Annotated in this window: 13 protein-coding genes, 2 tRNA genes and 1 riboswitch; of the genes, 6 read left to right on the top strand and 9 right to left on the bottom strand. The window is 71.0% G+C overall.

The window, feature by feature from the left end; all coding sequences use genetic code 11:
- Positions 1-216: 216 nt before the first annotated feature.
- The 3 genes from lhgO (at position 217) to EF387_RS16545 (ending at position 4,279) form a co-directional block, all read left to right on the top strand.
- Positions 217-1,428: an L-2-hydroxyglutarate oxidase gene (gene lhgO / locus EF387_RS16535; RefSeq protein ID WP_420802580.1), complete on the top strand. Its 1,212-nt coding sequence runs from the start codon at positions 217-219 to the stop codon at positions 1,426-1,428.
- A 375-nt stretch (positions 1,429-1,803) separates the two neighbouring features.
- A complete protein-coding gene (gene trmB, locus EF387_RS16540; protein WP_202918293.1) occupies positions 1,804-2,598 on the top strand; it encodes a tRNA (guanosine(46)-N7)-methyltransferase TrmB in 795 nt (264 codons plus the stop codon).
- Between the two features lie 253 nt (positions 2,599-2,851).
- On the top strand, positions 2,852-4,279 hold the full coding sequence (locus EF387_RS16545; protein WP_128377341.1) for a PrsW family intramembrane metalloprotease: 1,428 nt from the start codon (positions 2,852-2,854) through the stop codon (positions 4,277-4,279).
- A 26-nt stretch (positions 4,280-4,305) separates the two neighbouring features.
- Here EF387_RS16545 and EF387_RS16550 read toward each other — a convergent pair whose 3' ends face one another.
- From EF387_RS16550 to EF387_RS16570, 5 genes are all read right to left on the bottom strand, one after another.
- Positions 4,306-5,250 carry an aldo/keto reductase gene (locus tag EF387_RS16550; protein ID WP_128377342.1) on the bottom strand — a complete coding sequence of 315 codons (945 nt, stop codon included), beginning with the start codon at positions 5,248-5,250 and terminating at the stop codon, positions 4,306-4,308.
- 79 nt (positions 5,251-5,329) lie between these two features.
- Positions 5,330-6,382, bottom strand: a complete 1,053-nt coding sequence (locus tag EF387_RS16555; RefSeq protein ID WP_128377343.1) for a M23 family metallopeptidase — start codon at positions 6,380-6,382, stop codon at positions 5,330-5,332.
- A gap of 11 nt (positions 6,383-6,393) precedes the next feature.
- Positions 6,394-6,550: riboswitch (cyclic di-AMP (ydaO/yuaA leader) on the bottom strand.
- Positions 6,551-6,885: 335 nt separating this feature from the next.
- Positions 6,886-8,085, bottom strand: coding sequence for a PP2C family protein-serine/threonine phosphatase (locus EF387_RS16560; RefSeq protein ID WP_420802581.1), 1,200 nt, complete (start codon positions 8,083-8,085; stop codon positions 6,886-6,888).
- Positions 8,086-8,305: 220 nt separating this feature from the next.
- A tRNA-Met gene (locus EF387_RS16565) sits at positions 8,306-8,379 on the bottom strand.
- 89 nt (positions 8,380-8,468) lie between these two features.
- Positions 8,469-9,611: a dihydrofolate reductase family protein gene (locus tag EF387_RS16570; RefSeq protein ID WP_128377344.1), complete on the bottom strand. Its 1,143-nt coding sequence runs from the start codon at positions 9,609-9,611 to the stop codon at positions 8,469-8,471.
- A 119-nt stretch (positions 9,612-9,730) separates the two neighbouring features.
- On the opposite strand from EF387_RS16570, the gene EF387_RS16575 reads away from it, so the two are divergent.
- The 3 genes from EF387_RS16575 to EF387_RS16585 all read left to right on the top strand — a co-directional run bounded on the left by EF387_RS16575 (position 9,731) and on the right by EF387_RS16585 (position 11,852).
- Positions 9,731-10,243, top strand: coding sequence for a MarR family winged helix-turn-helix transcriptional regulator (locus EF387_RS16575; RefSeq protein ID WP_128377345.1), 513 nt, complete (start codon positions 9,731-9,733; stop codon positions 10,241-10,243).
- A 119-nt stretch (positions 10,244-10,362) separates the two neighbouring features.
- Positions 10,363-10,989, top strand: a complete 627-nt coding sequence (locus EF387_RS16580; protein WP_128377346.1) for a GTP cyclohydrolase II — start codon at positions 10,363-10,365, stop codon at positions 10,987-10,989.
- 182 nt (positions 10,990-11,171) lie between these two features.
- Positions 11,172-11,852: a class I SAM-dependent methyltransferase gene (locus tag EF387_RS16585; RefSeq protein ID WP_128377347.1), complete on the top strand. Its 681-nt coding sequence runs from the start codon at positions 11,172-11,174 to the stop codon at positions 11,850-11,852.
- A gap of 108 nt (positions 11,853-11,960) precedes the next feature.
- Here the strand turns inward: EF387_RS16585 and EF387_RS16590 are convergent.
- The 4 genes from EF387_RS16590 to EF387_RS16610 all read right to left on the bottom strand — a co-directional run bounded on the left by EF387_RS16590 (position 11,961) and on the right by EF387_RS16610 (position 18,028).
- A tRNA-Lys gene (locus tag EF387_RS16590) sits at positions 11,961-12,033 on the bottom strand.
- Positions 12,034-12,122: 89 nt separating this feature from the next.
- A complete protein-coding gene (locus EF387_RS16595) occupies positions 12,123-13,676 on the bottom strand; it encodes an amino acid permease (RefSeq protein ID WP_128377348.1) in 1,554 nt (517 codons plus the stop codon).
- Positions 13,677-14,133: 457 nt separating this feature from the next.
- The gene (locus tag EF387_RS16600) at positions 14,134-16,260 is read right to left on the bottom strand and encodes a DEAD/DEAH box helicase (protein WP_162467155.1); all 2,127 of its coding nucleotides are present in this window, start codon (positions 16,258-16,260) and stop codon (positions 14,134-14,136) included.
- Positions 16,261-17,677: 1,417 nt separating this feature from the next.
- Positions 17,678-18,028: a metallopeptidase family protein gene (locus EF387_RS16610; RefSeq protein WP_018092664.1), complete on the bottom strand. Its 351-nt coding sequence runs from the start codon at positions 18,026-18,028 to the stop codon at positions 17,678-17,680.
- Between the last annotated feature and the right edge of the window lie 74 nt (positions 18,029-18,102).

An 18,102-nucleotide genomic window follows, 5' to 3' on the forward strand; every position in this document is an offset into this window, starting at 1 on the left:
TCCATGGCCCGGGCTCGGGGTGCCCGTGATTCGGGCTTGGGCGTGCCGATGGCTCCGGCAGAGGGGTCCCCATGGCTCCGGCTCCTCCTTCGGGGGCCGGGGCCTTCCGGGGCCTTCGGGGGCCAGGGCATTGACTCCAGGTGACCGGCCGTGTTCCACGGGTTTGAGCGCACTGTCAGTGGCGCAGTGCACTATCGAAGCCGGGAGGTGGACACGGTGCGGCAGAAGATCGCTCACGACTGTGACGCGCTGGTGATCGGCGGCGGGATCGTCGGTCTGTCGACGGCGTACGCGATCACCCGGGCCGCGCCGGGCACACGGGTGACGGTGCTGGAGAAGGAGCCGGGCCCCGCCCACCACCAGACGGGCCGCAACAGCGGAGTGATCCACAGCGGCATCTACTACCGACCGGGCTCCCTCAAGGCCCGCTACGCCGTCCGGGGCGCCGCCGAGATGGTCAAGTTCTGCGCCGAGTACGGCATCGCCCACGCCGTCACCGGCAAGCTGATCGTCGCCACCGAGCGCTCCGAGCTGCCCCGGCTGCACTCCCTCGTCCAGCGCGGCCGGGAGAACGGCATCCCGGTGCGGGAGCTGGGCCCCGCCCAGATCGCGGAGTACGAGCCGGAGGTACGGGGCCTCGCCGCGATCCACGTCGGCACGACCGGGATCTGCGACTTCGCGGCGGTGGCCCGGCAGCTGGCGGAGTCCTCCGGGGCGGAGATCCGGTACGGGGCGGACGTCGTACAGGTCGACCGTCGCCGCGACCTCGGAGTCGCCGTCCGCACGGCCGACGGGGACGTGGTGCGCGGACGGGTCCTGGTGAACTGCGCCGGGCTGCACTGCGACGAGGTGGCGCGGCTGACCGGGGACGACGCCGGGGCGCGGATCATCCCCTTCCGCGGCGAGTACTACTCCCTGCGGCGGCCGGAACTGGTGCGCGGCCTGGTGTATCCGGTTCCGGACCCGGCGTTCCCGTTCCTCGGAGTACATCTGACCCGCGGGATCGACGGGGGCGTCCACGTCGGGCCGAACGCGGTGCCGGCGCTGGCCCGCGAGGGCTACGGGTGGCGGACCGTGCGCCCCCGGGAGCTGGGGGCGGCGCTCGCCTGGCCGGGGGCGTGGCGGATGGCGCGCCGGCACTGGCGCTACGGGGCCGGAGAGGTCCGGCGCTCGCTGTCCCGGGCCGCGTTCACACAGGCGGTGCGGCGGCTGCTGCCCGCCGTCGCGCCGGACGACCTCGTCCCCGCGCCGGCCGGAGTGCGGGCCCAGGCCGTTCTTCGTGACGGGACCTTGGTGGACGACTTCCTGATCGAGGAGGGGCCGCGGGCGGTGCACGTCCTGAACGCCCCCTCACCGGCCGCCACGGCCTCGCTGCCCATCGGGCGGGAGGTGGGGCGGAGGGTGCTGGCTGCGCTGGGGCGGGTGTGACGATGCCGCCACGGCCAGGCCGAGGAGCGGAGGAGGATCGGTACGCCAGGGAACACACCGCGGCCCGACGAACCTGAGGGCGAGGGCGCCGGGGACGGGATCTGTTCCCCCACCCCGCACCAAGCCGGACCTCCGCCCGCCAGGGAACACACCCCGCCCCGACGAACCTGTCCGCCCGGCCAAGGTCCAGGCCCCGGCCGGACGAATCCGCCCGGCAGGACCAGCCCCGACCGGACGAATCCGCCCGGCAGGACCAGCCCCGACCGGACGAATCCGCCCGGCAGGACCAGCCCCGACCGGACGAATCCGCCCGGCAGGACCAGCCCCGACCGGAGGAATCCGCAGGGCCGTAAAATCGGACTCACTGTGTCTGATGTGTCTGACTCCCGCCCCAGCCCCGCCCTGCCGAGCCGCCCTCGCGCCAAGGGCGAGCCCCGCTTTCCCGACGGCCCGAAGGCCGACCCCGCAGGCGCGCACTTCGAGCGACGGATCCGGAGCTTCCAGCCTCGGCGCAGCCGGGTCACCCACGGCCAGGCCGACGCGCTGCAGCGGCTCTGGCCGAAATGGGGCCTCGACATCGACGGCCGGCACACGCTCGACCTCACGGAGCTGTTCGGCAACACCAACCCCGTCGTGCTGGAGATCGGCTTCGGCATGGGCGAGGCCACCGCGCAGATGGCCGCCGCGGATCCCGGGACCGGGATCCTCGCCGTCGACGTCCACACCCCGGGCCAGGGCAACCTGCTCAATCTCGCGGACCGGAACGGCTTGTCCAACATCCGGGTGGCCAACGGCGACGCGATCATCCTGCTGCGCGAGATGCTCACGCCGGACTCGCTCGACGGACTGCGCGTCTACTTCCCGGACCCCTGGCCCAAGAAGCGCCACCACAAGCGCCGGCTGATCCAGCCGGAGTTCCTCACCCTCGCGGCCTCCCGGCTCAGGCCGGGCGCGCTGGTGCACTGCGCCACGGACTGGGAACCGTACGCCCAACAGATGCTCGAAGTGCTGACCGGGCACCCGGAGTTCGAGAACACCCGCCCCGACGGCGGATACGCACCGAGGCCGGACTTCAGACCCCTGACCCGTTTCGAAAGCCAGGGCCTGGACAAAGGCCATGTAGTGCACGACCTGCTCTTCCGGCGGATCGCGCACACAGCAGACAGCTGACCAGCGAACAGCCCACCGGCTGACCACCCCACCGGCCCACCAGCCCATGGGCTCACGGCCTCAAGGCCTCAAGGGCCAACCACCTCACCGCCTCACCACCTGAACACCTCACCACCTGACACCGCACCAGCTGAACACCCGTACAGCGTCCCACCCCGGTCGAGCACACCGGCGGCAGTGCCGACGAAGCCGCCTCACACACGACACAACGCACCGTCGCGGTCAACACCGCTCCCTCGTTAGGGTCATTGCTGTGGCCACCTGTCCCCCTCACGCGACACCCCACGCCTTCACCGGCGGCGGGGCCGTACCCCGGCACGCTCACTGGTGGCAACGTCGATGGGTGCGCTACGGCGGGCTGAGCGTCCTGCTCGCCCTGTCCGGTCTGGTGATCCTGGCCCTCGTCCGCGAACAGACCGGAACGGACGGCTTCCTGGTCGGCCTGAGTCTCGCGGTGCTGCCCGTGCCGCTGCTCGTCGCAGCCTTCCGCTGGCTGGACGGGGTGAGGCCCGGCCCCTGGCGGAACCTGCTGTTCTCCTTCGCCTGGGGAGCGTGCGCCGCGGCGCTGATAGCCATCGTGGCCAACAGCTTCGCGACCAGATGGATCGAGACGGCCACCGCCGACCGCAGCAGCGCGGACACCCTGGGAGCCACCGTCATCGCGCCGATCGTGGAGGAGTCCGCGAAGGCCGCCGCGGTGCTACTCGTGTTCCTGTTCCGCAGACGGGATTTCAGCGGCATCGTCGACGGAATGGTGATAGCGGGCGTCACGGCCACCGGGTTCGCCTTCACCGAGAACATCCTCTACCTCGGAACGGCCTTCGGCACCGACCAGTTGAGCGGTGATCACGGGCTCGCCTCGATGACGGCGGCGACCTTCTTCGTGCGGGTGGTGATGTCGCCGTTCGCGCATCCGCTGTTCACCGTGCTCACCGGCATCGGGTTCGGCATCGCCGCGCTGTCGGGCGACCGGCAGCACTTACGGAGGGTGCTGCCGCCCCTCGGCGGGCTGCTGCTCGCGATGGGGATGCACTCCGTGTGGAACGGGTCATCCACGTTCGGGGACTACGGGTTCTTCGCCGTCTACCTCGCGTTCATGGTGCCGGCGTTCGGGCTGCTGAGCTGGCTGGCGATCTGGACGCGACACCGCGAACTGCGAACGGTCCGCGAGGAGTTGCCGGCCTATGTGATGGCGGGCTGGCTGCTGCCGCCCGAGCCGTCGGCGCTGGGGTCGATGAAGGCCAGGCGGCTGGCCCGGGAGTTCGCGACGCACCACGGCGGCAAGGCCGCGGGACGCGAGGTCGCCGAGTACGAGGCGTACGCCACGTCGCTCGCCTTCCTGCGGCGCAGGGGACGCCGCGGCCGGGCCGGCGCCGACTTCGTCGTACGGGAACGGGAGTTGCTCACCGAGCTGTGGAACCGCCGCGAGACGGCCCGCCCGGCCCTGGCTTACGGGGCCAGGGCGACGACCCCGTTCGTGGGTATGCCGCCCCCGTGGCCGCTGTACGGGCAGATGATGCCGCTCCACGGGCCGGGTGTGCTGCCGTACGGGCCGGGGGATCGAGCCCCGCTGTACGGACAGCCGCCGACACCGTACGGGCAGGCCCCAGCGCCGTACGGGCAGCCGCTGTACGGGCAGCCGGTGTCCCACCCGGCGGCGTACAACCCGTACCGGACCTGAGGCCCACCCGAGACGCACGGCGCCGGTCAGGCGGAAGCCCGCGTCAGCTCGGCGAGTTCGTCGTCCTTCAGGGTCAGGTCCGCCACCGCCAGCAGTGCGGGAAGCTGTTCCACCGTGCGGGCCGAAGCGATGGGCGCCGCAACCGTCGGCTGGGCGGCCAGCCAGGCCAGGGCCACCGTGGCCACTTCCGCGCCCCGCTCCTCGGCTATCCGGTCCAGGGCCGCGAGGACCCGTACGCCGCGCTCGGTCTGCAGGTGCTCGCCCGCGCCGGCGGCCCGGGGGCTGTCCACCTTCGCACCGGGGCGGTATTTGCCCGTCAGGAAGCCCGAAGCCAGCGCGTAGTAGGGGACGGCGGCCAGGCCCCCGCGGGAGGCGATGTCCTGGAGCGGGCCCTCGTAGGTGTCGCGCGAGACCAGGTTGTAGTGCGGCTGCAGCGCCACATAGCGGGCCACGCCCTCGCGGTCGGAGAAGTCCAGGGACTCCTGGAGGCGACCGGCGCTGATGTTGGACGCGGCGATCGCGCGGACCTTGCCCTCGCGCACCAGCCCGTCCAGCACGGTGAGGATCTCCTCGACCGGCACCGACGGGTCGTCGTAGTGCGTGTAGTAGAGATCGATGTAGTCGGTACGCAGACGACGCAGGGACTCTTCGGCCGCCGCCCTGACCGTGTTCGCCGACAGGCCCTTGTGGTCGGGATGCGCCCCCACCTTGGTGGCGACGACGACTTCGGAGCGGTTGCCGCGGGCAGCCAGCCAGTTGCCGAGGACGGTCTCCGACTCACCGCCCCGGTTGCCCGGCGCCCAGGCGGAGTAGACGTCGGCGGTGTCGACGAAGTTGCCGCCCGCGGCGGTGTAGGCGTCGAGCACCGCGAAGGACTGCGCCTCGTCGGCGGTCCAGCCGAACACGTTGCCGCCCAGGCTGAGTGGGAAGACCTCGAGTTCTGAGGAGCCGAGTGTGCGAAGAGAAGTCATGCTCAGGTTCAGCGTGCGCGGAGAGGCCGGCATTCCGCCGAAGCGGCACCAGCCTCCCCGTGCGACGAAATCTTCACATTCAGGGGTTGAGGCCCTTGCTCCGCAGCCACGCCATCGGGTCGATGCCCGAGGAGGCCCCGCCCGGGTGGACCTCCATGTGCAGATGGGCTCCGGTGACGTTCCCGGTCGCGCCCACGCGGCCGATGACATCGCCCGTGTTGACCTTCTGGCCCACGCTGACGTTGATGGAGGACTGATGGGCCATCCACACCTCGGTGCCGTCTTCCAGCGTGAGGACCGTGAGGTAGCCGTAGGAGCCGCTCCAGCCCGCCTGGGTGATCGTGCCGCTGTGGACGGCCTTGATGGGCGTGCCGGACGGGGCCGCGAAGTCGAGGCCCGTGTGATAGCCGGACGACCACAGGGCGCCGGACTGCCCGAAGGTCGAGGTGATCGTGTACGAGGAGGTCGGCAGCGAGAAGCTCTTGGAGAGTTCGGCGAGGCGCTTGGCCTCGGCCTCCTGCCTGGCCTCCTCCTCCGCCTTCTCCTTGGCGGCGGCGGCCTTCTCAGCCTCGGCCTTCTGCAGCGCCTCGGCGTCCGCGGCGGCCTTGTTCACGGCGGCCTGCTCGGCCGCCTGCTGGATCGCGGCGTCGGCCTGGTCCTGCTGGCGCTCGGCCTGGGCCATGATCCGCGCCCGCAGTGCCTCGCCCGCGTCGGCGTTGCCCTGCTCGGTCTCGGGGGTGGTCACACTCACCTGGGTGAGCGGAGTGGTGGACTCCTCGGACTCCTTGGGCTCGTCGTCCTCGTCGGAGATCAGTGAGCCCACGCCCGGCATGGAAGCCAGGTCGGGCATCGAGATCGCCACCGGTGCCTTGCCGCTCTGCGCGGAGGCCATCCCGCCACCGCCGACGGCGGCTATGACGCCGACACCGAGGATCGTGGAGCTACGGGCGAGCCCTCCACCGCGCTGCTTGGCGACGCGGTGCCGGCCACGGACCGGGCGGACGGTCTCCGCGGTGGGGTTCCATTCCTCCCACGTCTCCCCGTCGCCGTCGCCCTGCCGTCCGAAGACGAAGGCGGTTTGCGTGTCGTTGGGCGCGAACGAGGTAGCGGAACCAGGCCGGTTTGACGCCACGTGGGCGTACTCCTTTCCTTCCTTCTCGCCTACCGGGTTAGCTGACGGGTTCGGAGCAGGAAGGTCTCCTACGCGCGTCAATCACGGTGTCTCCACCGCAAAATCCGCCCGATTCACCCCAAGTTGGTGGTTCCCCGGTTCCCTTGCGGGATTCGGCGCATGAGCACGGAGCCGCCTCTTGTGACGGCTGGGACGACCGCGCTGCGTTATCGAACGTTAATAGACGTTGGTAGTGGATTCCAAGCGGTTGCTCTTGATCATTAAGGCAGTTTGGCCTGCACGAAGGGGTCATGCGGGGCCCAAACCGGGCGAGTTGACCTTGATGCGGCGTTCCAAATTCTTGTGACGGTGTGTCAGTTGTTATGCAGAGGGCGGTCGTTCACTCACGGGGAGTGATGGATTCAGGGCATGCGAAGGTCGCGTGAAGGTCGCGTGCCAATGAATACGGCGGCCGACGCCCGTTGTCTCAGCCGCGAGGGCTTTCGGCGCGGATGTGGCCTTTCTCACGCCCGGGGTGCCGCCGGTCGCTCCCGCGGCCGGTGCACGGCGAGCAGAGCCATGTCGTCGGTCGTGCCGCCCCCGGTGTGTCGTCGGACCTCTTCCACGATCGTGTCGAGCAGCGCCTCCGGACCGGGGAAGGTCCGGCCGCGCAGCCGGTTCGCGGGATCGTAGAAGACGCCGTTCTCGTCGCGCGCCTCCGAGAGGCCGTCGGTGTAGAAGAGCAGGGTGGCGCCGGGCGGGAAGGCGGCCTCGCGGGCGCGGTCGGGCCAGGCACCCAGTTCTCCCATGCCGAGTGGGAGTGCCGGCTCCTCCTCGACAAGGACGTCCAGGACGCCGTCCGCGTACAGCAGGAGCGGGTCCGGATGGCCTCGGTTGACGATCCGTACGGTCTGTTCGCCGTGCGGGAGCTCCGCGAGGACGGCCGTGGTGAAGTCCTCGAAGGCCTCCAGGCCACCCCGCCGGGTGGTTTCGCGGGTGAGCGCGCGTTCCAGGCGCTGGGCCACGGCTTCCGGGGTCGTCTCCTGTTCTGCGGCCTCCCGGAAGGCACCGATGACGACGGCGACCGCAGCCACCGCGCTCACCCCCTTGCCGCGTACGTCGCCGACGACCAGACGTACGCCGTGGGGCGTGTCCTGCACCGCGTACAGGTCTCCGCCGATGAAGGCTCCGGCCTGGGCGGCCACGTAGCGGGCGGCGATGTCGAGACCGCCGATGCGTCCGGCCGGCGCCGGGAGTACGGCCCGTTGCGCGGCTTCGGCGATCTCACGGGCGGAAGCGAGCTGCGCGCCGCTGCGGCGGACCAGCCGGTTGATGACGACCGCGAGGACGGCGACCGTGGCGACGGTCACCATCCCGGTGATCGCGTCGGCGTCCAACGGGTGATCGAACCTCAGATGCACGGTGAACACGGCCGCGATGACCGCCGCTCCGGTGAGCAGCGTGCCACCCAGCGAGTACAGCGGGGCCGCGACCAGCGGCGCCGCGGTGAAGAACGGCACCGCGCTGAACTCCTGGGGCGTCAGCAGGTCGTAACCGACCCCGAGCACGACGAGAACCGCCGGAAGGGCCCGTACGAGCTTGTACGACATCCCACGCGCCACCGGTGCGGGCGGCGGAGCCTCGCCACCGCCGAATCCCGGATCCGCGACGCTGCCCGTGGACCGGGTGTCGGGCCTCTCCCCGGATTCGCCTCGCTGGCCCACCGCTTACCTCTCCTGCCGCCGGTCGCGGTCCAGCATGGCCGGGGTGCGGGCGCGGGGCGATGCGACGTGGCCAGGCGGGTGCGCGTGTCGCGCGAGCCGTCCCCATGTGGGTGAACGAGCTGGTCCGCAGCGCGCCGAAGGCCCGGAACAACCGCGGGCCCGCATCCTCGAAACACACCGAAGGCCCGGATCCTTGAGGATCCGGGCCTTCGGACTTCAGTAGCGGGGACAGGATTTGAACCTGCGACCTCTGGGTTATGAGCCCAGCGAGCTACCGAGCTGCTCCACCCCGCGTCGGTGATTCCAGTGTACGCCATGTGCGCGGCCCCCCGCGCACGGGTTTCTGACCGGCCACACCGGACACGGACCGAACCGGAAGCGGCTCACCCCACGAGATGCCGGTTCGGGGCCGCGGCCGACTCCGCGTACTCCGGGAGCTCGAGCACCTCGACCCCCGCCGCGGCGAGCAGCCCGTTGCCGTCCGCCCCGGGCACGAAGGTGTTCGGCTCGCGCCAGGCCGTCACCACACGGCGGATGCCGGCGTCCAGGATCAGCCGGGCACACGGTGCCGGACGGGACGCACGCCGAGCGCACGGTTCCAGGCTGCTGTAGACCGTGGCGGTGGCCAGCCGCGGGTCCGCGGGGTCCAGCTTCGCCAGCGCCGCCTCCTCTGCGTGCACCACCGGATCGCCCGCCTCGCGGGAGTGGCCGCGGGCGAGCTCGGTGCCGTCGGCGGCCACCACCACCGCACCGACGCTGAACGCCGTCGTCGAGGGCGGGCACCGGTCCGCCAGCTCGCAGGCGAGCGCCAGCCAGCGCCGGTCCGCGGCGGTGGGCAGGCTCCCGGTGCCGGGCGCGGTCGGGACGTACCGCATGAGGACGACGTCGCCGATCGCCCGCGTCTCCAGCAGTCGCATCCGGCTGCCGGGACCACCGGGGTAGGCGCCGGGCCCGAACATCCTCGGCGCGTCCGGTGCTCCCACCAGGAGCGGCGCGAGGACCAGCTGCAGTTCGTCGGCCAGTCCCTGCTGGAGCAGCTGGGTGTGTATCCGGCCGCCGCCCTCGACCATCAGCCGTTCGACACCCCGCTCCGCGAGGTTGTGCAGTACGTTCCGCCACTCGAGCTCGGGGCCGACCGCGACGACGTCCACGTCCAGGCCGGCCAGGGCCTCTGCGGCACGCTCGGCGCCCTTGTCCGTGGTGTAGACGGCCTTCTCCCCGCCGGTGTGCCAGAAGTTCGCGGAGGGGTCCAGCTCTCCGGCGGCCGTCACGGTCACCTTCAGCGGGTATTCAGGCTTTCCGGCCGCCACCCGGGCCGCGCGGCGTTCCGCGGAGTTGACCAGCAGCCGGGGGTTGTCCGCCCGCAGTGTGCCCGCCCCGACGAGGATCGCGTCGCTGGACGCCCGGACCTCGTCCACCCGGTCGAAGTCGGCCGGTGACGACAGCAGCAGCCGCTCGGGGCCGGTGTCGTCCAGGAAACCGTCGAGGGAGATCGCGGCGGAGAGCAGGACATAGGGCTGGGACATACGACGGCTCCACGATCGACGGTTGACTCGGCGGCACATTTCCGCGACTCATTGATGTCCGGGACTCATTGACGCCCGGAACTCATTGCTTCAACTTTAAAGCTTCTTACACTGGGCATATGACGACCCGCTGGCTCACGCCCGACGAACAGCGCGCCTGGCGCTCGTACGTCTCCGCAGCAACCCTCCTGGAGGACGCACTCGACCGGCAGCTCCAGCAGGAGGCCGGGCTGCCCCACCTCTACTACTCGATTCTCGTCACTCTCTCCGAGGCTCCCGAGCGGCGCCTGCGAATGACGGTACTGGCCGAGGCCCTGAAGATCACCCGCAGTCGGCTGACCTATGCCGTGGCCCGGCTGGAGAAGGACGGAGCGGTCCGCCGCGAGGGCTGCCCCACCGACAAGCGGGGCTGCCTCGCGGTGCTCACCGACGCGGGGCTGAAGCTGGTGGAGCGGACCGCGCCGAGCCATGTGGCGACTGTGCGGGCCGCGGTGTTCGACCATCTCTCGCCCGAGCAGGTGCGACAGCTGGAAGAGATCTGCACCGGGATCGCGCGGGCGATCCAGGGGGACGGGCCGCACGGGGATGAACTGCCGTGGCGGCGGCGTTCACAGGGTGAGTCGCGTCACTGAGGGCCGCGAAACACCTTGCTTGAAGTTTTAAGCACATGTAGAGTCTCGCTCCATACCTGAGTGCTTCAAATCTGAAACTAATGAGCTGAAGCAGAGAACTCGCCGGAGCGGAGACCGACATGCGTGACTTGCCCACCGCCACCGTCCGCACCCGCGTTACCGTGCCCCTGCGCTTCGGCGACGGCTACACGGTGGACGCCGAACTGGTCACGTTCCACGGACTGGCCGACGGTCAGGAGCACTTGGCCGTGGTGCTGGGCGAGGCGGTGGGCACTCCGCTGGTCCGGTTGCACTCGGAATGCCTGACGGGCGACGTCTTCGGCTCGGCCCGCTGCGACTGCGGGCCGCAGCTGCGCGAGGCGGTGGAGCAGATCGCCACCCGCGGCGGGGTGCTGCTGTACCTGCGCCAGGAGGGGCGCGGCATCGGCCTCTACAACAAGCTCGACGCGTATGCCCTCCAGGACCAGGGCCTCGACACCTACGAGGCGAACGCCGCCCTCGGCCTCCCGGAGGACGCCCGCGACTACACCGCCGCGGCCCAGATGCTCCACGCCCTCGGCCTCCCCGAGCTGGACCTGCTCTCCAACAACCCCGACAAGGCCCGACAGCTGACCGACCTGGGCGTCACCGTCCGCGACCGCGTCCCGACGGGCGTCTTCCGCACCAGCCACAACGTCCGCTACCTGCGCGCGAAGGTCGTCCACACCCAGCACACGCTGCCGCTCACCGAGCTCTCGGCGGTCTGAGCCGGCCACCGCGAGCGGAGACGGGCCGAGCCGTCCACCGCGCGCGGACTCGCCGTCCACCCGAAGCCGCCGAGTGGGCGCCCGCCGCCCGGTTCCCCGATCCTGGACGCCATCTGGACGCCGTTTTGCCGGACCGGCAACAGGTGTGGCGGGACCGGGAAGCGATGGGCGACGGTGGGCTCGTGACCAACAACATCTCAGTGGGATCGCCCGCGTCCGAAGCTCCCTTTCCTGCCGACGGATACGTCGGAGACCCCGCGGTGCGGGCGGAGTGGGACAACCGATACGCCGACCGACAACAGCTGTGGAGCGGCCGGCCCAACGGTGCGCTCGTGGCCGAGGTCGCCGGGCTCACACCCGGGCGGGTGCTCGACGTCGGCTGCGGCGAGGGCGCGGACGCCGTCTGGCTCGCGCGCGCCGGCTGGGACGTGACCGCGCTCGAGGTCTCGGGCGTGGCGCTGGAGCGGGCGGCTGGGCACGCGCGGGACGCCGGCCTCACCGTCCGCTGGGTACACGCCGCACTGACGGAGGCGGCGCTCCCGCCGGCCTCCTTCGACCTGGTCTCCGCGCAGTACCCGGCCCTGCTGCGCACCCCCGACGCCGCGGCCGAGCGAGCGCTGCTCTCGGCCGTCGCGCCCGGCGGCGTGCTGCTGCTCGTGCACCACGCGGGGATGGACAGTCAGCAGGCGGACGACAGCGGCTTCGACCCGGCCGACTACGTCTGGCCCTCGATGGTCGCCGCTCTGCTCAACGACGACTGGGAGGTGGAGGTGGACGAGCAGCGGCCACGCGTGGCACCTGACGGCGGGGCCGGCGCGCACCACACCGACGACGTGGTGCTGCGGGCGCGCCGACTGCGCTGAGGGCTCCTGTGCCTCACCGTTTCCCCAGACTTCCCAGAGACCGAACAGGCCCCCCGGAGATCGATCTCCGGGGGGCCTGTTCGTTTCATCCGACCAGGTCAGACCCGGTAGGCCGTGTGGGACTCGAACCCACAACCAATGGATTAAAAGTCCACTGCTCTGCCAATTGAGCTAACGGCCCTTGGCGGTGTGCCTCCCTGAGCATAGCCCGACGTGGCCGGGGTTCCGATCGGGTATCGCCGGTCCCGGCCGCGTCGGGTGATCAACCTGTCAGGGATCTACCGGTTCGGGCCCAGGTGTCCGGGCCTCCTCGCGGGCGATCGTGCGGGCGTGCTCCGGGTTGAGGAACCAGTGTCGGGCCGAGGCCAGCCACCATGTCGCCGCGAAGCCCAGGACCACCAGCACCGCCACGGGCGCGTAGTTGAACGTCTCCGCGGTGACCGGGGAGACCTGCGGGAGCATGAACAGGACCGTGATCACGCCCACCCACACCACCGACACGATCCCGATCACCCGGGACCAGCGGCCCAGGTGCCACGGACCGCGCTCGAAGTCCTCGCCCTTGCGCAGCCGCAGCAGGGTCGGGATGACGTACGCGATGTAGAGGCCGATGACCGCGATCGACGTCACCGCCGCGTACGCGGTGACATTGATCAGATACGGCAGACCGAGGACCAGCGCGCCCCCTGCCGCGAGCCAGACCGCCGCGACCGGGGTGCGGGTGCGCGGGCTCACCGTGTGCCAGAGGTTCGAGAACGGCAGTGCGCCGTCGCGCGAGAACGCGTAAATCATCCGGCTGTTGGCGGTCACGGACGCCATTCCGCAGAACAGCTGTGCCCCGATCACCACGAGGAGCAGCAGCTTGCCGGCCGTGGCGCCCAGTGCGTCGAGCAGGATCTGCGCGGGCGGCGCCCCGGTCGCGGAGGTGAGGGCCCCGTCGTAGGACTGGATGGCGAAGGTGAATCCCAGCAGGAGGACGAAGCCCGCGATCCAGGACGTCCAGATGGACTGGACGATGCCCTTCGGGCCGGCCGTCGAGGCGTCGTGGGTCTCCTCGGTCATGTGCGCGGAGGCGTCGTACCCGGTGAAGGTGTACTGCGCCATCAGCAGACCGATCAGCGCCACGTACAGGCCGCTGCTCCAGCCGGTGTTGTTGACGAACTCGGTGAACACGAAGGACGCGGACTGGTGGTTGTCCGGTACGAAGGTGAGCGCCCCGACGATGACGGCGACGCCGAGGACGTGCCACCAGACGCTGACGTTGTTGAGGATGCCGACGATCCGGACGCCGAAGGTGTTCAGCAGTCCGTGCAGCAGCAGGATGCCGGCGAAGAGGAGGATCGTCCGCCCGGGAGTGACCTCGAAGCCGAACTGCAGGTTCAGATAGGCGCCGAGGAACGAGGCCGCCCCGAAATCGATGCCGGCGGTCACCGCCACCTGTCCGAGGACGTTGAACCAGCCCGTGAACCAGGCCCAGGCCGCGGCGCTGCGCTGCGGAGCCAGTTGCTTGGCCCAGAAGTACAGCCCCGCCGAGGTCGGGTACGCCGAACAGATCTCCGCCATGGAAAGCCCGACGAAGAGGGTCATCAGTCCGACCACGACCCAGCCCCAGGTGATCAGGGCGGGCCCGCCGGTGTTCATGCCGAAGAGATAGAGGGTGAGGCATCCCGACAGCACGGAGATGATGGTGAACGACACCGCGTAGTTCGAGAACGCGGACATCCGGCGGGCGAGCACCTGTGTGTACCCGAGTTGGGCGAGGCGCTCTTCGTCGGTCAGGCCGGTCGCATCCGGCGATGGCTTCCCGGTGGCGTCTATTGTCATGCCCCCAGCGTTTCCCTCGTCGGGGTCGTGACATGCATCACGTAAGGCCGAAATTCGACCGTTACCTGGCTGGAACAGTCAACTCGACCCGCGCACCGCTCGCATCCCCGACATCTGTGGCCCCATTTCTCGGCTGCGCGACCTGTGTCTCCTGAGCGATCCGCGGGCTTCCGGGGCCGCCGGTGCGTAGAAGTACGACGCCGTGCCGACCGTCGGCCGTCGACATCCAGCCTGGTCTCCTCCACCCCGTCGTCGTACAGCTGTACAAGCTGGTGGACCGAGCCCTGGTACGCCGAGGGCCCGCACGACACCGGGTGTCGTACGGGCCCTCGTGGCGAACTCTTCGGTCGCGGTCAGCGGTCGGCGGTTGCACGCGATCCGTCGCCGGTTCCACGAGCCGTCAGCGGTTCTTCCCGCTGTCGGTGGTTCTACCAGCCGTCGGCGGTTCTACGATCCGTCAGCCGTTGCGCTTCCAGCGCGGCTTGTCCTCGCGGCGGCCGAAGGAGCCGGTGCCGCGGTGGTCGTCACGGCGGCCGTGCGGACGGTCGTGCCGCTCGCCGCCCTGGCGGTCGCGGTTGAACGGACGGTCGCTGCGGTGCCCACCGCGCTCGTCACGCCGCTCGAAGGGCCGTCCGCCGTCCCGGCGGTCCCGGCCGAACCCACCGCGCTCGTCACGGCGTTCGAAGGACCGGCCCCCGCGGTCGTCACGCCGGAAGCCACCCCGGTTGTCGTCGCGCCGCTCGAAGGGCCGCCCGCCGTCCCGGCGGTCCCGGCCGAACCCACCGCGCTCGTCACGGCGTTCGAAGGACCGGCCCCCGCGGTCGTCACGCCGCTCGAACCCACGGCCGCCGTCCCGGCGGTCACGGTTGAACCCACCACGGTCACCGTCCCGCCGGTCATCACGACGGTCGTCGCGCCGGTCGTCACGCCGGAAGCCACCGCGCTCACCGTCCCGGTCGTCACGCCGGAAGCCACCGCGCTCACCGTCCCGGCGGTCGCGCTGGAAGCCACCGCGCTCACGGCGCTCGTACGAGCCCTCGGCGCGCTCCTCGCGGGTGTCCCGGAACACCTCGGCGGCGGTCCGCTGCTCGGGCAGCGACACGGCCTCGGCGGCGGGTGCGGTCCCGGGCTCGCCGGCTTCGGCGACGACCGGGGCCGTGGCTGCCTCCACCGCGGCGGCCGCCACGGCTGCCGCGGGGTCCTCGCCCCGCTCCCGGGCCGCCCGCGCGATCAGCCGGTCGGCCTCCTCGCGCAGTTCGGCCGCCCGGCGCTGCGCCCGCTCCAGCTGCTTGCTGAGGTGGGCGACGTCACGCTCGGCCTGCTGCGCCGCGTTGCCCGCCGACTCGGCCTGCACCTCGGTCATCGACCGGGCACCGGTGATCTCGGCCACCTCGGGGTCGAACGCGGCACCGCCCTGGATGAGGTGGCGCGAGGCGTCCACGCCCGCGTCCTCCATCAGACGGAAGATCTGCCGACGCTGGTGCGGCAGCGAAAGCGACACCACCGTTCCCGTACGCCCGGCCCGCGCGGTGCGTCCGGCGCGGTGCAGGTAGTCCTTGTGGTCCCCGGCGGGGTCGACGTTCAGCACCAGGTCGATGCCGTCGACGTGGATACCGCGCGCGGCGACATCGGTCGCCACGAGGACGTTCACATACCCGTCCTTGAAGTCGGCGAGGGTACGGGTACGGGCCCCCTGGGTCATACCGCCGTGCAGCGCGTCGGCCTTCACGCCGGCGTCGCGCAGCTGCTCGGCGACCCGGTCGGCACCGAGCTGCGTCCGCACGAAGATGATCGTGCGGCCCTTGCGGGAGGCGATGGCGGCGGTGACGGGCGCCTTGTCCTTCGGCTTAACGATCAGGATGTGGTGCGACATCGTGGTCACGGCGCCCTGCGCGGCATCGACCTCGTGGCTCACCGGCTCGTCCAGGTACCGCTCCACCAGGGTCGCGATCTCGTTCTCCATGGTCGCGGAGAAGAGCATGCGCTGACCACCGGCCGGGACCTGGTCGAGCAGCTCGGTGACCTCGGGCAGGAAGCCCAGGTCGGACATCTGGTCGGCCTCGTCGAGAACGGCGATCTGCACGTTCTCGAGGGAGCAGGCGCCGCGGTTGATGACGTCCCGCAGTCGTCCTGGGGTGGCGACCAGCACATCGACACCCCGCTCGAGGGCGTAGATCTGGTTCCCCATGGAGGTGCCGCCGCAGACGACCTTCATCTTCAGGCCGAGGACGTCGCCGTAGGGCTGCAGCGCATCGGCGACCTGCATCGCGAGCTCACGCGTCGGCGTGAGGATGACACCGCGGGGCTTCTTCTTCTCGGTGTGGCCGCCGGCCAGGGTGGCGAGCAGCGGCAGACCGAACGAGAGGGTCTTGCCGGAACCGGTGCGGCCTCGGCCCAGGATGTCCTTGCCGACCAGGGCGTCCGGGATGGTGGCGGCCTGGATCGGGAACGGGACGGTCACACCGTTCTGCGCGAGTTTGCGGACGACGCCCTCGGGCAGTCCTAGCTCGGCGAACGTGACCTCGGGAGCAGAGCTCTCCCCGTCCTCGGGCAGAACGACGTGCTCGACACTGGCAACAGACATGCGAAATACGAACCTTCCGGAGTTCTGCGGCACGCGCCCAGACTCCGTGAAAGTCGCAATCAACCGCCTCTATGCGGTCCGGCCACGGCAGGGAGTACGCGCCAACGCGGCGCGTCTTCAAGGCGCCGGGCAAATGGGATCAAACGATCTACCACCATACGCACCCCCCACCCCACATGGCAAACCGAGCGCCCTCCAGGGCGTGTTACCTCCGCCACGCCCCTCGAAGACAGCGTTTCCCGCCCGCTTCCCCGCACCTCCGGCACCCCGGCCAACGGACGTTCACGAGCACGCTCAACACAGCCGCAGCCACAGCCCCAGCCACAGCCACAGCCACAGCCACAAGAGCCACCCCCGCCCGCCACCGGCGGACGCAACCACAGCCGCCACCGCTACACAGGAACGCCCGCCTCCGGCGAAGGCCTCGCTTCCTCGCGCTCCACCATCCGCGACACCGGCTCATGCGCCGAGGCTGACGGCTCCGCGGTGGTGGGCTCCGGCGGCGACGGGGTCTCCGGCTCCTGCGTGGGCGTGGGCGCGGCCGGCTCGGAAGGCACCGGCTCGCCACCGGTGGCACCGGGTTGCGGGGGACCCCCGCTCCCGGCCTCACCTGAGCCACCGCCGTTCCCACGGCCGCCGCCCCGACCAGCCCCGTGCCCGCCCTGCCCACCGGACGCCTCGGCAGGCCGTTTGGCCCGTTTTCCACGCCCGGGCGCGGCCCCGGAAGGCTTCGCCCCGCGGGCGCCGTGCTTCCCCCGCTTCTTCGCCCCGTGTTTCCCGGCGTGCCGCCCGCCCTCGGCCCTGGCATCACCGTCCTCCAGAACGGATCCTCCGTCCGGAGCCTCCCCGGCACGCTGTCCAGCGGCGGAACTGGACGGCCGGGCGGAGCCGCTCTCGCCGTCACCGCCCACGCTCACGCAGCCGGCGGCGGTCGTCACGGCGAGCACCACGGCGGCCAGACGGACGGGTACGTACACGGCACGCACGGGCGGCCACCTCCGGTCGGGGTCTCCCCTTCTCGAACGAAGCCGAGAACTCCGGGGAAGGTTGCGGGAGTCCCCCTGCCCAACTCCCGTCCCCCACAGGAGGACACGCCCCGGCGCAAACCTGACGCGAGCCCGCGGTAACCGACCCGACGCGACACGAGCCCGCGGAGACCAACCGGCCGCCCCTAGCCCACGGGACCAACCGGACCCGAGCCCCGCCGGGGGACCCGACCCGGAGCCGACAGCAGCCGACCGGGACCAACCCGACCCCAGCCCGAAGCGAACCCGTGGAACCGACCGGAACCGAACCCGACACCAGCCCCGCCGGGACCGACCCGAACCGAGCCCGACGTGCGCCCGTGGAACGACCGGACCCGAGCCCGCAGCGAACCCGCGGGACCGACCTGACCCGAGCCCCGCCGGGGGGACCCTCACCCGTAGCCCAGCGCGTGCAACCGCTCGTCGTCGATGCCGAAGTGGTGGGCGATCTCGTGCACGACGGTCACCTCCGTCTCCGCCACCACGTCCTCCCGCGTCTCGCACATCCGCAGGGTCGGCCCCCGGTAGATGGTGATCCGGTCCGGCAGCACCCCGGCGTACCACTCCCCGCGGTCGGTCAGCGGAGTCCCCTCGTACAACCCGAGCAGCTCGGGATCGTCCGCGGGCGGCTCGTCCTCGACGAACACCGCCACGTTGTCCATCAACCGCGTCAGCTCCGGCGGGATCCGGTCCAGCGCCTCGGCAACCAGTTCCTCGAACTCCTCGCGCGTCATCTCCAGCACAGGGTCATTGTCGGGTACGACACACGTGTACGAGAGACGTGAACCGCCTCGCATACCGGCGCCCGGGCTTGGGC

Source organism: Streptomyces cavernae (assembly GCF_004023625.1).
Taxonomy (GTDB): Bacteria; Actinomycetota; Actinomycetes; order Streptomycetales; family Streptomycetaceae; genus Streptomyces; species Streptomyces cavernae.